The sequence below is a fragment of the Labilibaculum manganireducens genome, from assembly GCF_963665805.2.
GTDB classification, from domain to species: Bacteria; Bacteroidota; Bacteroidia; order Bacteroidales; family Marinifilaceae; genus Labilibaculum; species Labilibaculum manganireducens.
In genome coordinates this window covers 5168359-5184463 of the sequence record NZ_CAXXEE010000003.1, presented here as the reverse complement: position 1 = coordinate 5184463, position 16105 = coordinate 5168359, and the positions used below count along the sequence as shown (strand labels likewise).

Genomic DNA, 16105 nt, shown 5'->3' with positions numbered 1-16105 from the left:
TCTATTTTATTTTACAAAATACTTTAAACTCCATTCCTTCAACTTTAGTTGTGTAATTCAAACTTCTGGAATCCACCCCATCCAACAATCGCCAAATTCCTTTACTATTCTTATAATAGATCATATACCTTTCCACTTCATAAACTGGGGGAATCCATGTAAGAATAAATTCTTTGGTTTTCTTATCTCGTTTTACATGTGGAACTATCCACAAATCGTTGAGTTTATTTCCAATAAATTTTCCCGCAACAGGTTTAATGGTTTTTGATTCATTCCCGGCTTTATCAACAGCCAGTAATATGTATTTATAAATTCCATCAGGAAGTACTCTTCCATCGGTAAAATGAGTCGTAGTATCTGATTCTGTTTTTATGAGTTCCCATTCCCTGCTTCCACTGGTATTTCTGTAAACAACTTGTTTAACCACATCATTGCTTGCACTTCTAATCCAACTTATTTCCAATCCACTATCCACCGATTTAATACTTTTAATAAATGGGGAGGCAGGTGGAACAATATCTGGTCTTTCCAATTCCAATATTTCAGAAAATGCTGACTGATTTTGACGATTGTCTACCGCAACAATTTTATAGTAAACTTCTTTTGTTAATGTTTTTAGGCTAATTTGATCCTTGTAAAAAGGATTTTTAATAGCCTTACTTGTTAACTGAGAAAACTCTTCCTTTTTGCTATTGGCCCGATAGACTCTATAACCAAAAATATCATCGTCCTTATTAGGCGACCATGTAAGCCTTACCAAACCAGTTGTATCTGCAACTGCTTTTAAGCCAAGAGGAATTGCAGGTGGTATCGAATCAACCAATTGCTCCATTTTTGGTATACTATATGGTCCGGAACCATCAGAATTATAAGCTTGCATTCGATAATATCCTGTTAGTAAGGCGTGTTTATCGGTATAAGAGGTTTGAATAAGAGATAAACTATCAACCAATAATTGGTAATCTTTGGCAAATTTATCAGATCTAAATATTCGAAATCCATCTACTATTTCTCCTTTGTCATCCGGAAATTCCCATTTAATGGTAACTCCTGTTCCATCTTCTGTTTTTGACAAGTGAACAAGAGGAACTGAAGTAATTGTATTCTTTCCTTTCACCTCAACTACTTCTGATGGTGGACTCAACTCTCCAAATACGGAAATACCAATAACCCGATACAAATAGGTATGATAGTTGTCTACAAGAGTATCAATCACAAAACCAAAATCAGACTCAGCATATCCATCCGGTGTTGTATTTACCAATGGAGTATCATTCACCTTGATATAGATTTTCCCATTATCCATTGATTTTTCAACCCAAAAACTGTTGTAAAAATCCTCCTGATACTTTTTATCCCAAGTAATTGTCACCATTTTATCTCCTTCTTCGGCTTTTACATTCAAAGGTGCTGGTAATGGCATGTATTCGTCAATTCCTGTGAAAAAATAAGCCGTATCAACCTTCATTCCTTCGGGAGCTTGAGCCAAAAATACTTTATACAAATATTTTTCACCCATCATAACATTCTTATCATTAAAGAACAAACCTGAATATTCAGCCACTTTACTACTTTGATCGGCTGAAAATAATGCAAAACCAAAACGAGATTCTTGTACCTTGGCTTTATTTACAATATCAATCATGCTTGGACTGCCATTATTTGCCTCAACTTCAAAATCGTCACCATAAATTGCCTGTGCTGCCACTCCTGCATAATCATCACTTTCGGCCAACAATTCCCATTCTCTAAGTGGTAATGGCTTTAAGGGCGTAGGCGTTAACAATACTACTTTTGGTTTTGCTACATAATCGTTATCACGAACCAAAAGAGTTCGTGTAATTTTATACCCAACTTTATTTCCATACAACCACAAAGGATATGTCGTAGGTCCCCATCGCAACAGAATGGAATCCTGCATTGCACGAGTCAATAACTTAATTTCATGCTTTTCTTCCTCCTGTCCATAAATAGTAGCACTAGAGCTAAGAAAAGCCAGAAAAACAAGCAACCTGGCAACTATTTTAATTTTACTATATATATAATTCATATTTAATTCTTTATTTCATGACTGGTATCAACTCAAATTTCTAAAGAAATTAGAATTCAACATCAAGCAAGTTGATCTGTCTAGTCTTAAATTCATTCTTCAGATTAATAACTCGTGTACTGGTTACAATTTTTCGCCCTGGCAATACATACTCTAATTTTATAGGATAATTTCCAGCACTGACCTGTGGCCATGGATACTTCAATAGGATTGCATTCATCTTGGCATTTGGCGTATATCCATCAGCAACTAGATTTGCCAATCCATTTCTAATGTCATAATAGTCTCTTGCCCATAAATTAGGTAAAGTGTATACAAATTGAGAAACATTATCATGCATTCTAATCTGTCCCGTTGCTACGTCAGTCTCATTTAATAAATAGGTATCATTCGTTTGCCAAATATCTATAGTTTTAGTAGGAGGGAGTCCTAGTAAAGAAATATTTCTATTCAAAATTTTAGCTCTTGAGTGTAGAGGATATTCATCATACATTAAAGGATAAATATTTTCCAGATACCAATCGGCAGTTTCTAATACCGCCTCTCTTTGTATCAAAGCCTCCACATCTCCTTTTCCATGAATTTCATATCCATCGAACATCTCGTCTCCACTAAACCTTCCAACGGGAAAATCGACTGCTGGTCTAACGTAATGAATGTACAATACGCTTAGTTCGTTTTTATTTACCTTATCTAAAAATTTATTGAACTTACTCGTTCTAAAATCGAGTCCAAAGAATGCTTTTTCATCTACATTGGATATTGTACCTGTTGCTTCACGGGTAGTTATATCTGCAATATTTTCACCTTCTGCAATTTCCGTTTTAGTCGATTCAGAAACATTTCTATTCACTGAAGAATTATCATCTACGGGTGTGTTCACCAAATCTAATCGGTAAACCGTAGCAAGGTTTAATTTTTCTGCGCCATTTATTTCAACAGACTTATTTGATGGATTGTAAGACAAATCAGAATAAAAGCCAACTCCATTAACCGGAGTCCATTTTACTTTTTTCACCCATCCATCTACCGGTACAAAGAATGGAGTCAAGTCTGATTTAAATGTTACATATGCTAACGAATATTCATTTTTGTAAAAATGTACCTGTTTATCAATTGGGTAAGTGTAGCTTATATAATTTTCAGGGATTCGTTCAGGAAGTTCTCCTGTTGTAAATTCAGCTTCTTTGGTTTCTATATATACTTTACCTGAATCATCTTTGTATTCCTGCCAAACTCCGTTAATCTTCTCATCGAAACTAACTTTTGCCACAATTTTATATTTCGAATGTGGATAGAACATCATATCAGGAGTAAATGCCAAAGTGGTATGTTCACCATCCCATTCGATTTGTCCACCAAGTTTAGCTCCATCTTTATAAAGAGAATACTCTTTCAAATTAATTTTAAAGACTTTGGTTAACTTATTGTCCTCTGATATTTTTAATTCTTTATCAACCGGCATATTAAATACGGCCTGTGGTAAGGTAAATACATCTACTTTGCTGGCATCATGCATTGGTGATAAATCAGCTATAATTTCTAAATCGGAAAGTTCTTTGGGATTGGTCTGTATGTTACATTTCTCACCAACGGTCATTTCAAACTTGCATTTTCCCTTAATAAGACCGCCAAGAATTCTATAACTACCGCCTACAGCACCCCACATAAAAGTAGGATTTGGTCCTTCCACCCGAATAGCTGCGGCTGTTCTAATATCTATAATGTCAAATTTCTTTCTGCGTCCAAAAACCTTAACCCGTATTCCAATTTTACCACCAAAATAGGCATATGCCTGTCCTTTGGCATACCAGCCATTCATTCCTAAATTGCCGTTTCTACCAAGGCAATATGCATTTTTACCGTAATCCAGTAACATGATATCAAAGCCCCCACCCAGTTCGAATCTGGCATAAAATATTAAGAATTTTAAATCACCTGTATCCAAACTAAAATGTGCACCAAAAGCCAAGCCTTTTCCCATGGCCAGAGTTCCTTCTTGTCTATTCCCATCCAATTTCGCTTGGTTAATATCTAAATATTCCAAAACTTTAGGATTCATCACCATAGTATCAGGAATATCATGGCCAGCCATAAAATAGCCCCCAACTTTCATGAATCCAATAAAATTCAAACCAACCGGATCGGTAGGTGTTCCCATATGTAAATACCATTTGTCGGGGTCTACATGGATAATTCCATAACCAGCTCGATTTTCGGCTCCAATTCCCGTTAATACGCCAGCTACATTTACAAAAACTTCCATTTCACTATGAAAACTACTATTCTGAAAATCTATTAATATTTTAATTTTTGCTCGTAAAACTTCATCTAAGGGAATTGGTATTTTAACATTCATTGCTGCTCCGGATGCAGTTTCTTTCATTACCTCAATTGATAAAGCTTCCATAGGAGAAACAAATTTTGCTTCTCCAACAAAACCAATCTGATTGATACCCCCGTGATTATTGAAAATTATTTCAAAACTGGCAGTGCAATTTACCAGCGTTTCATTTACAATTCCAGCTTTGATCCCTGCTTTAATCCCTAATGATGAAGATTTATCAGGCACATAAGTAATTCCTGAAAGAGATTCACCCATTTCTGAATGAATTCCATTTGGACCTGCTTGCTTCATTTTGTAATACAATCCGCCACCAAAACCTTGAAGAATAAAAGGTCCGGTTGGAGTACCAGGTGGAGGCAAACAAACAAAACCATCAACAAAGAAATATCTAAAACCATCAACCTTACCAAACACAGCAACTGCCGACACTTCAAAACTATTAAACGAGGCTTTTACATCACCTCTAAAACCATCTCCGTAATTAGGATCGTTATCGGCAATTAGTATCGTTCCTTCAACAGTATAGGCTCCTTCTTTTTCAGCTTTTATGTATATTTTCTTTATGTCTAAACCATTAAATTTCCAGGTAGTACCAGACATATCGGCAATTATTCCCACTACCGTTTCTCCAACAAAACTATCTCCGGAAAGATTAATCTTAATTCCGAAAATAAATTTTCCTACACCTTGATTCACTTTTTGATATGCGGCTTCGGTTAATGTTACAGGAAACTTATTGAATGACAATTCCTCTTTAGAACTCATTCCCATATACTCTAAATCAAACGCCGGTGCGACGGAAGATATCCGCATTCCCTGAAAATCCAAATTTGGAAGTTTCAGCATTTTACTCTCTCCACCAGCTTTTTTAGAACAAGCGAAGGATATATTACCATTTAAAATAGCAGTTGGTAGAAATTTGCCATGATCAACAGTCACTTCAATGCGCGAGTTTTCATCTAGTATCACCTCCGCAGCAAACACATCAAATTTTAATCCTTTTCCTGGATTCACTCCAAAGTGATATATCCCTTCACTATCAAAAAAGGCAGTATATTTCATTTCTGTTTTAGAACCTTGTACTATTACAGAACCATCAATACCGAAAGATTTAAATTCCCCTGTGAAAAAATCAAGTTCCAACTTAGAAATTGACATTGGCCATGCACCTAAGCGTCCATTCTCAATTGAAATTAAATTTTCCACTCCCAAATGACCTGTTAATCCAAAATCATCTAATAACAGATCACTTGCAAAGAATGATGTCATTTGTCCGCTTTTATCATTGAATTTTTTAGCCAACGTAATCGTAGCATCTTTCACATAGAAACCTTGCCAAAGATTTTTCATTTCTCCATTAAAACCTCCAGGATAATTATCAGGAAATTTAAACCCAGGTGCATTATCTGTATCTGATAAATCCAATACAACAGAAGTAAAAGAAAAGAATGTTTCATCAAACCCCTTCTTCTTAAATGTTGGCAGCGAAAACTCTACAAGAATGTTCTGAAAATCTGAACCTGTAGCGTATATTGGAGCAACAACAATACCTGTTTCTTCACCATTCGTAGGATTTACCGCTACATATGATTTTTCATTTAGTTCAATACTTCCATTAATACCCAGACTCTTAAAACCGTTGCAATCCCATTCAACAAAACAACCAGGTAACCAATTCAAGTAGGTATCCTTCATGATTTTACTTTTCTTGGTATCCATCAATTCAAGTTTCATCCCATTCAGGAGTCCACTCTCAAATGAAAACGCAATATCCTTTGCTCTAAATCGGATTTTTGTACCATCTAATGGATTAGTTAGCACCATAAATGCACTAAACTCTGCATGATCTGCATATACACTTGCCTCATCAATAACAATCATATAAGAAGACGAAGCTCCGGAAGAAATACCAATAGGTAAACTAAAAAAAGAATCTTCTTTTAGTGATGAAGTAATTCTATTCTCGCAGACAACCTTATCCAGTATTAAATCCCACCTATTTGGAGATTCATCCGGCACTGCAGAAATAGTTTCTAATTGGACATTTGTATATACCTGATCTTGAGTAAAATCATCAAAATAACGAACACTCCCCTCCTCATAATCATCCGCAAGAACAAAACTGCTGATGCACAATATATTAAACAACAAACTAATTAAGAGCTTGGTAAAAAAATTCAGTTTCATAAACCTTTATTAGTTTAATTGTTAATTAATTGATATGAATTTTTATTGGATTCAATCCATGTCCGAACGGACTCTAATGCAGCTTCGTAGCTATTTACATTTAACTCACCTGTAGGCGATAAGCCAACAGGAAAATCAATTATATGTGGGGAAATGAACTCTATTAATCTATATGCACAGTTAATTTGAACTTCATTATCAGGATCTGTTGACAAACAATTCAAGTCCTTTTTCTGAATTTCTTCAAACAAATAATCGTAAATAATTTTATTATTTATATAAATTAAATCGGGAATTAATCGGAAAACAACTTCATCGGAAAGACCAAGCCTTCTTACTGATTCAACACAATACTTTGCCTTGGTTTCATCACCCCAGCGAGCTAAAACCAAATTGATACTCCAAATGTCGGAGGAATTCATTTTCTTATCCTGAAGCCCCAATTCCAGATAAGGTATTAATTGAATAAGTTCAACTTTACCAACCAGCTTTATTAAATCTGAAAAATGTGGAGGGTGTTGAACAACTATTGAAGTGATAAAATTCCTTGACCTAATATCAAACCACTCCATGTCAAACTCTTCAAGATAATTAATAACAGCATAAACATTTCCAGCATCTGCATCAGAAAGTCCACTACTGCACAATACTGATACCCCTTTTTGTTTCGCTTTTAAATCCGTTTCCTTAATTATAGATTTTTTAAGAATCTGATATACCAAACCTCTTACCCGCGAATTATCATAGCTCAAATATAAATTAACGGCATCTACTATTTCCAGTGTTCCACCCTTACTTGTAAAATCATAAATTTCATCATAAACAACCTTACCAGATAGAAAATTATTTACAATTGCATCCAAATTACTTGTGCTTTGCGAGAATACTCGAATTGAAGTAAAGGGAATACTCAACAAAATAAAAAACGTTAATAATAATTTAGGGTAAAGTTTATCCATAAAGGCAGGGTCTCTATATTTTAATACTGAAACAGTTAACAATTTTCAAAAATAAGTAAAATAATATAACATATAATAAATAATTACACGTTATAGGTATTTTTTAATCAATATAAATTAAAACTATCATAAAATAACTTTTAAAATCAAGTGCAAGACTCATTAAACCAACTACTTAGGCAAAACATAACATCTCAACTTAAAATGTTATAAACAACTGAAAACGAACTAATACCGACGAACAAACAGACTCTAAAAGGAAATTACAAGACTTAAAATTCAAAAATTACATACAAGTGAAAACATCCATAATTACTTCAGCAACAAAACATACATCCTCCTTAAAACAAAGTGAATAAGCTCAACATAGCATTAATTGTACAATTGTATTTAAAAACAAAAAACATTTAAAATGGGTGCATTAAAAATATAAGAAATTACTCCTTTGATTCTTTTCAATTTGACTCCTTAGGCAATATTAGTAGCCATTAATATGAGATTATTAAAATCCATATTTAAACTCAATCCCTGAGCGATTGTCATTCTAAATCTGTAAATTGAGAATTCTTCCAAAACTCTCTTTTATGACTCCAAAAATAAAAATCGTAGTTACTGATTTAGACGGCACTTTGCTTCCTTCGCTGGGTAGTATCAGCAAAAAGAATTACGACACTCTGTACCAACTAAAAGAACAAGATATTATTAGAGTAATTGCCACGGGAAGAACTCTTTACTCAGCTTTGGCAGTATTGCCGGAAGATTTTCCGATTGATTACCTCATTTTTTCATCGGGAGCAGGCATTATGCAATGGAATACGAAAGAATTGATCTACTCTCAGCAAATTGAGGCCGAAGAAGTTTTGGAGGTATCGAAAATTTTAATCGATCATGAAGTTGATTTTATGATTCTCGATCCAATTCCTCTGAATCATCAGTTCTGGTACTATCAAAGCGGAAATAAAAATTTAGATTTTGACCGAAGGCTGGCGCTTTACAAGCAATTTGCAACACCTGTGGGTAAACTGGAGGATACCAAACGGGATGCCTGTCAGATTTTGGCTATTTTGCCCAATAAAGTAGATTGGTTTGAGGAATTAAAGGCAAAATTTACAGATATTAAAATCATTCGGGCAACATCGCCACTCGATCATGAATCGATTTGGATGGAGATTTTTCCCGAGCACATCTCAAAAGGACTAGGATGTCAGTGGCTTTGCAATAAATTAGGGATCTCAAATACCGAATCATTTGCAATAGGAAATGATTACAACGATATTGATCTGCTCGATTGGGGGGAGCACAGTTTTGTGGTAGCCAATGCTCCCAAAGAATTGCGGTTAAAATATCAGGTAACCGATAGTGTTACTGATGATGGTTTTTCTAAAGCTGTAGAATGTATATTGAAAAAACAAACTACATCGCAGCAAGCAGCAAATCGATGTCTTTAGCCAAAATGCCAAACGAATCGCCCAAGCGACGATTGGTTAGAATTCCTCTGTAAATATACGTTCCATGCCGCAAGCCAATATCATGTTTAATAAACTGATGCACGCCTCCGTTGTTTCCAATTTGCAACAACAATGGCGAACAGATGTTGCTTAGGGCAAGAGAAGCCGTTCTGGCTACATGAGAAGGTACATTGGGGACACAATAATGCAAAACACCAAACTTTTTAAATACCGGATCTTTATGCGTGGTCATCATTGAGGTTTCGAAACAACCACCCTGATCGATACTCAGATCGATAATGATAGAGCCCGGCTTCATTTTTGAAACCATATCTTCGGTAACAATAAAACCGCTTACATTTTTTTCGTAACGCAATGCACCAATTACAACATCGGCCGAGGCCAAGGCTTTTTCCAAAACATGAGGATGAAAAATTGATGTGAATACACGATGTCCCAAATGATCTTCCAATCTGCGCAGGCGATAAATTGAATCGTCGAACACTTTAACCATAGCACCCAATCCTGTGGCAGATCTTGTGGCATATTCAGCAGCTGTTCCTGCACCCAAAACAATCACTTCGGTTGGTGTTATTCCGGTAATTCCACCCAGCATAACCCCTTTTCCTCCATGAGCCTTGCTTAAATATTCGCCGGCAATCATTACTGAAGAAATCCCGGCAATCTCGGACATGGAACGAACAACCGGAAAAAAATCATTTTCATCCTTCACCAATTCCAGCGCAATAGCCGTCACTTTTTTTTGCATTAACTTGCGGATGTTCTCTACACACTGACTTTTAATTTGAAGAGCAGAAAACAGAATCTGATTTCCCCGAAGCATATCAATTTCTGAAGACGACAAGGGTGAAACCTGAATGATCACATCACATTGATAAATCTCACTTTTATTACTGACAATCTGAGCACCGTTTTCGCTGTATTCCTTATCGGTATAATTGGATGCCAGTCCTGCACCACGTTCAATCATAACATCGTGACCATTATTCACCAGGACTTCTACAGACTGAGGAGTTAAACAAATACGGTTTTCACCTTTACCTTCCTCTCTTGGGATACCAATGGCTAATTGTTTACGTCGACGTTCAACTTCCAACATTTCTTCTTTAGGCTGGTAAAATTTCTGCCCAATCGGAAAATTCCTCGATCTTTCACTTAGTGGCGCCATATAAAAATTGTAATATTAAAGAAGATTATAACAAGTATAATGAATCTACAATTTAAACAATTTTTTACTATTATGCATATTCCTTAATTAGTGAATGGTAATCGAGCGACTGCCATCCATTTCTTCCTTAAAAAAGACTTCCACAGTATCGTTAGGTAAAATAGATTCAATTTTTTCGGGCCACTCAATAAAACACATGGCGTTACCGTAAAAATAATCCTCGTAACCAAAATCATAAGCCTCTTTTACATCCTCAATCCGATAGAAATCAAAATGGTAAATAATGTCATCTTTCGGTGTATGATATTCGTTCACAATAGAAAACGTTGGGCTGTTAATAGTATCCTCAACGCCCATTTCATCACAAATTGCTTTTACAAAGGTGGTTTTTCCAACACCCATTGCTCCATAAAGAGCAAATACACGCTTTTTTCCCACTATGGAAAGAAATTCTTTTGCTGCTGCATTAATCTCTTTCAGCGAGTTAATTTTTAATACACTCATTTTCGAAAACAATTGAAATCTAACTTCTAGCGCGGATTTAGTGTTATTAACGGAACTAAAACCTCCTCGAGCGAAATTCCTCCATGCTGAAAAGTATTTCGGTAATAGGAACTGTAGTAGTTAAAGTTATTTGGATAAGCCAAAAAATCCTCGCCAAATGCAAAGATATAAGAAGAACTTACATTTACCTGAGGCAGAAGTGCTTTTCGTGGATCTGTCACCTCAAAAACATGCTTTGGATTGTAGTTCAGGTTCTTACCCATTTTATACCGCAAATTGGTATTTGTTTGTCTGTCGCCAATCACCTTTACCGCATTTTGAACCCGAATGGAACCATGATCGGTTGTAATAACCAGCTTTACATTCTTTTCGGCCAGCTTCTTAATTAATTCCAATAACATAGAATGTTCGAACCAGGAAAGAGTCAAAGAGCGATATGCAGCCTCATCAGGAGCCAAATCACGGATCATATCACTTTCGGTGCGGGCATGCGAAAGCATATCCACAAAATTATAGACAAAAACGCTCAACTGAGATTCCAGAATAGAACTGATATTCTCCATTACTTTGGCACCCATTTTTTCGTTATTGATTTTCTCGTAATGGTAGCTTACATCCTTGTAATCGCGTTTAAACTGAAATCCGATAAACTCCTCTTCGTGAATGTTCTTACTTGACTCTTCATCCTCATGAATCCAGTGACCGGGATGTTTCTTTTGAATGTCCAAAGGCATTAAGCCTGAAAACATTGAATTTCGGGCATACTGGGTTGCTGTTGGTAAAATGGAATAATACATATCATCATCTACCACCGAATAGTAACTGTTAATTACAGGATATAAGGTTTGCCACTGATCGTAGCGAAGGTTATCAATAAGAATAAAAGCTACCTTTTGTCCTTTATCAAGCAAAGGATAAACCTTTTCTTTAAAAACGGCAGGAGTTAGTAACGGTTTATCCGTATTGCCAGGCTCCAACCATTCCAAATAATTCTTTTTTATAAAACGGGCAAACAAATTATTGGCTTCGTTCTTTTGCATGCGCAGAATTTCATCCATTCCCGATTCTTCGATATTGGCAAGTTCCAATTCCCAGAACACCAGCTTCCGGTACATTTTCATCCAATCGGTAAAATCGCGGCAATCGTTGATTTCCATTCCCAATTGTCCGAACCGCGACTGGTAGGCAATCGTTGTTTTTTCCGAAACCAATCTTTTTTTATCGATGTGCTTCTTAATGGTAAGCAATATCTGGTTCGGATTTACTGGTTTTATCAGGTAATCAGAAATCTGCTTTCCAATTGCCTCATCCATAATGTCCTCTTCTTCACTCTTGGTAATCATGACAACCGGCAGCGCCGAATCGATGGATTTAATTTCACCTAAAGCTTCCAAACCACTCATGCCAGGCATGTTTTCATCCAGTAAAACCAAATCGAAATGATCCTCGCGAACCATATCTATTGCATCATGAGCGTTATTGCATGGTTTTACAATGTATCCTTTTCCTTCTAAAAAAATAATGTGAGGTTTCAACAGCTCAATCTCATCATCTACCCAAAGTATCGTAATATCTTTCACAAACGTTCATTTTTAGTTCAACCGAATAACCTGGCTTAGTACCAGAAGTAACGAAATACGGAACCTTTTATTTCGCAGAGTTTACCTAAGATACCACTTTTTAAAAAATTCCAGGTAAACAGCAGGATCGCCATCCTTCATGAAAACATCTAAATTTTCATCAGAAATAACAAAGTTTCGGTAGTTAACTTTCTCAACGGGTTCAAAAAGCATACGATTCGTGACAATTGCCCTGAAATACATCATGGCCTGCTTTTTATTACGCATATTGGTAACTAAAAGAATTTCCCGATTCTCATCCAAAGCACGAACTTCCACTTTTAAACTTTTTGTATTGTATTTCTTAATTCCGTTTACAAGTTGTTTTTTATTTACATTATCTGTAGAATAAACCAATGCAAAATAGTGCGGCACCTCTTCTTTGTAGGTATATATCCCTTCCTGAACTAATTTCGCCTTCGGTTTAACCACCTCGGTTTTTTCATTATTCAGGTAGTTTTCTTTAAAAAAATCAAGATAAGGGAACAAGGTTTTACTGATGTAGAATTTATTAAAATTCTCTTCGGTAATCACAAAGTTTCGATATTCTACATTTGCCAGTTGCGCATACACCGACTCATCTTTTATCAGATTCCTAAAATAACTCATTGCCTCGGCCTTCGAGCCAACATTATTCACCACAATCATATTTAAGTCGTCATCGTACTGATCTCTTAATACGCTAAAATCTTTGTCATGATTAAAAATATCAGTCCTTAATTTGCCAATATTTACTTTTCGTGCCGGTACCAAAAGAATAAACTTATGATTGTCGTTGGCATTAACTGCAAACTTTGTTGAATCCAAATTCGAATTCACAGAAACCAACTTATCATTCCGCCTAACGGTTGTTTTTCTGTCTGTTCTGCTGATATTAAAATAGCTTTGGGTATAAAAATCCAGATAACCTTCAACATCCTGATTCTTCTTAAAAACATTAAAATTAGAGACAGAAATCACAAAATTCCGGTAATCAGCATTCTCTAAACCTGCAAAAGCATTATCATTCGTGATAACTCCATTAAAATAATTCAAAGCATCTTCTTTATTCTCCAGCCCCTTCACCATTATCATGATCTGCTCTTTGTTTAAAGAGAGTCTATCTACTTTAAAAACACGGTTATTGTATGCCTCTGAATTGTATTTGGAAATATTAAACAGCGTTCGGTTAGGATCAGCATCCTTCTTGTCAAACAGCAATACAAAGTAGTGCTCTTCTGCTTCATCAAATTTATAAATCGGCTTTTCTTTTACCTCTTTCTCTTTTCGGGCAAGAGTAACAGCAGCCTGATCACCTTCAATCCGCCAATTTCTAAGCAAACGATTTTGCCGGGCCTGTTCCATGTCCAGTTCAGTATACTGCATCGGAACCGCACCATCATCAAGTCCTTTTAAAATGGCTTTGGCAGTATTCGCTATTTCGGGTGTAGGTTTCGACTCGAGCAACTGATCCAATGATTGTCGAAACTGTGATACATTTTTTGTTCTTCCAATGCACAAGGCCCGTAAAAATAAAAAACGTGGGCGTAATTCACTTTCCGGATATCTCAACAAACCTTCGTTACAGCTTTTTATAACTCTTAGGTAATAGAAATTCTGATAGTCCTCATAGGCTGCAGCATACAATTGGTTCGCCTTTTGACCTTCCGCTTCAATTTTAGCAAAGAAATTAGGATCGCTGAGTGCTTTCGCATAATCACTTCCCTTGAACTCAGTTAATATCTTATTCTTATAAACATCAGCTTTCGAAAAATTTCCAATCTCCTTATTTAATGAATAAATATGGTAGTATGCTGATAACAGATATGGATTATCCGGAAATCTCTGAATGAGTATTTCCATTGTCTCCAAAGCCTTTTCAGGATTATTCAATTTTTCCTCATACACCAATGCAGCCTGATACAAACCCAACATGATTCGTTCATTGGACTTTTCCATTCCTCCTTTTGTAACCGGCAAATCAACCAGGTAATAATCTTTCGATTTAGGATCCTTTTTAAGTGATGGATCCACAGAATCAGTTCCTGTATTATCTTCTAATGCAAGTTCAACATCCTCAATACTAAAAGTCGATTTATTTTTCCTTCTCCAGTTATCTTCTAATTTCCGTCGTCCCCACTTTCGCTGGAAATCTGATTTCCCCAGACCAATATTGGTAGGATTATAGAAATACCAGTTGCCTTGACTTGCAGTAGCTCTATTGGAGTTTCCCAACATATTATTCTGACTAAAAAAGGCTCTGTTTGAAACCGCTTCTGCTTCTTTTTGCTTTTGTTCTCTTTCCTTATCGTTGATTTTCTGAATGATTCCCTGAATCAATTTGTCTCTGTCAGCAGAACTCATGGAAGCCACCCGCTGCAGACTATCTTCTCTCTCAACCAAATTAAGATTGTTCACCAATTCGGTCAAATTTCCAATTCGAACTGATATTTCAGAATAATTGGGATAGTCTTTGCCCAGATATGTCATGGAACTATCATAACACATTTGAGATTTTGGATAATTCAGATCTTCAAAATAGTAATCTCCTAATTTTAAGAATGATATTGCCTTCTGATTTTCATTGTAAACAGTTCGTTTCGTTGATTCCCAATAATTTGAAACCGCAGCATCCATATTTCCGTCCTTCACGTCCATTTCCGCCAGAGCGTAGTAAATCTGATCCTGATATTCTGTATTCTTTTCATCGCGGAGCATTTTTCGCAAACTCCTCCGGATTTCTTCGCCATTCTCATTTCCAGTGTATGACAATGCACTGCTGATTTTGGCATTAAATGTCATCTCATAAGATGCATTTAAGTCAATCAGTTTTTGCAAAGTACGCAGCGAAGCATCAGCATCCCCCAACTTTTGATAAAGCTGTGCAGTTAAATAGTAGTATCTTGCTTTTTTAGATTTAGAACCTACAAGAATAATTGCTCTTCCCAGTTCGTCAATTGCACTTTCATACTTTTTTTGCTGAATTGCAGTACTTGCGCGCAAAGTTGATATGTGAAGAATAAAATCTTTAGGAAGTTTAGGATCATCGGTTAATCGGTCAAGAATTTCATTTCCCGCTATCAACTCACCTCTATCAATTAAACTACGGGCCAAACCAAGTTTTGCTTCCGGAATTAAATCCGATTCGGGGTATTCTTTTAAAATAAACTCAAATGCTTTTTCAGATACATGATGCTCTCCTTTGTAGAATTTTGCTTTCCCAATTAGCAGGTAACAATCATCTATCCAATCATTGTATTCCTTCTTTTTTCTAAACTCTTTGTATTTCTCCGATTGATTGCCTTTTTTACGTTTAGGATTGCGCGTAATCGAATGTATTTTTATGGCCTTGGCTGCCTTCTCGAGGGCTCTGTCCATATCGGAAAAAGACAATGCTCTGGCAGTTGGATCCTGATACTCAAAAACAGGAAGAAGCAAAGAATAATTCTCGGTAATTCCGTCTTCAATTTTCTTTTCACCTTTCTTCAGGCTTTCTTTCCCATTAAAATAAACATTGTAATGTGTGGTTAATGCATGATATTGTCTGCTTACAAATGTATTTTTCTGATTTGAGCAGCCAAACACAAAAAGTAAACAACAAACTCCAACATACGCTTTTTGAAAAAATTTACTAGCCAAGACTTATCGTTTTGTTAGATAACCGTTAAAATTGAGAAATTAGTATACGAAGGAACAATAAAAAGTAAAATTTCACTTACAACTTCTTCATAAACCATATAAATCAAACAGTTAATCTAAATCTGATTATAAATAGTAATACTCCCGAAAATTATTAAAACTTTCTGAATATAAGCTTATTTAA

At 35.8% G+C, this 16105-nt stretch carries 8 protein-coding genes; 1 reads left to right on the top strand and 7 read right to left on the bottom strand.

What is annotated here, in order from left to right; translation table 11 throughout:
- Position 1: 1 nt before the first annotated feature.
- From ACHZAX_RS20600 to ACHZAX_RS20590, 3 genes are read right to left on the bottom strand one after another with little or no spacing between them, the layout of a single operon-like run.
- A complete protein-coding gene (locus ACHZAX_RS20600) occupies positions 2–2050 on the bottom strand; it encodes a fibronectin type III domain-containing protein (protein WP_320020381.1) in 2049 nt (682 codons plus the stop codon).
- 49 nt (positions 2051–2099) lie between these two features.
- Positions 2100–6584 carry a hypothetical protein gene (locus ACHZAX_RS20595; protein WP_320020380.1) on the bottom strand — a complete coding sequence of 1495 codons (4485 nt, stop codon included), beginning with the start codon at positions 6582–6584 and terminating at the stop codon, positions 2100–2102.
- 14 nt (positions 6585–6598) lie between these two features.
- Positions 6599–7543: a hypothetical protein gene (locus ACHZAX_RS20590; RefSeq protein WP_320020379.1), complete on the bottom strand. Its 945-nt coding sequence runs from the start codon at positions 7541–7543 to the stop codon at positions 6599–6601.
- A gap of 584 nt (positions 7544–8127) precedes the next feature.
- Between ACHZAX_RS20590 and ACHZAX_RS20585 the strand changes: the two genes are divergently transcribed.
- A complete protein-coding gene (locus ACHZAX_RS20585; RefSeq protein WP_320020378.1) occupies positions 8128–8991 on the top strand; it encodes an HAD family hydrolase in 864 nt (287 codons plus the stop codon).
- Here the strand turns inward: ACHZAX_RS20585 and ACHZAX_RS20580 are convergent.
- The 4 genes from ACHZAX_RS20580 to porW form a co-directional block, all read right to left on the bottom strand.
- Entirely contained in the window at positions 8957–10180 is a 1224-nt protein-coding gene (locus ACHZAX_RS20580; RefSeq protein ID WP_101310528.1) for an alanine dehydrogenase, read from the bottom strand. The genes ACHZAX_RS20585 and ACHZAX_RS20580 overlap by 35 nt on opposite strands.
- Positions 10181–10267: 87 nt before the next feature.
- Positions 10268–10684 carry a tRNA (adenosine(37)-N6)-threonylcarbamoyltransferase complex ATPase subunit type 1 TsaE gene (tsaE, locus tag ACHZAX_RS20575; RefSeq protein WP_101310527.1) on the bottom strand — a complete coding sequence of 139 codons (417 nt, stop codon included), beginning with the start codon at positions 10682–10684 and terminating at the stop codon, positions 10268–10270.
- A gap of 26 nt (positions 10685–10710) precedes the next feature.
- Complete coding sequence (gene porX, locus ACHZAX_RS20570; protein WP_320020377.1) at positions 10711–12264, bottom strand: T9SS response regulator signal transducer PorX; 1554 nt, start codon at positions 12262–12264, stop codon at positions 10711–10713.
- A gap of 81 nt (positions 12265–12345) precedes the next feature.
- Positions 12346–15921, bottom strand: coding sequence for a type IX secretion system periplasmic lipoprotein PorW/SprE (gene porW, locus ACHZAX_RS20565; protein ID WP_320020376.1), 3576 nt, complete (start codon positions 15919–15921; stop codon positions 12346–12348).
- Positions 15922–16105 lie beyond the last annotated feature (184 nt).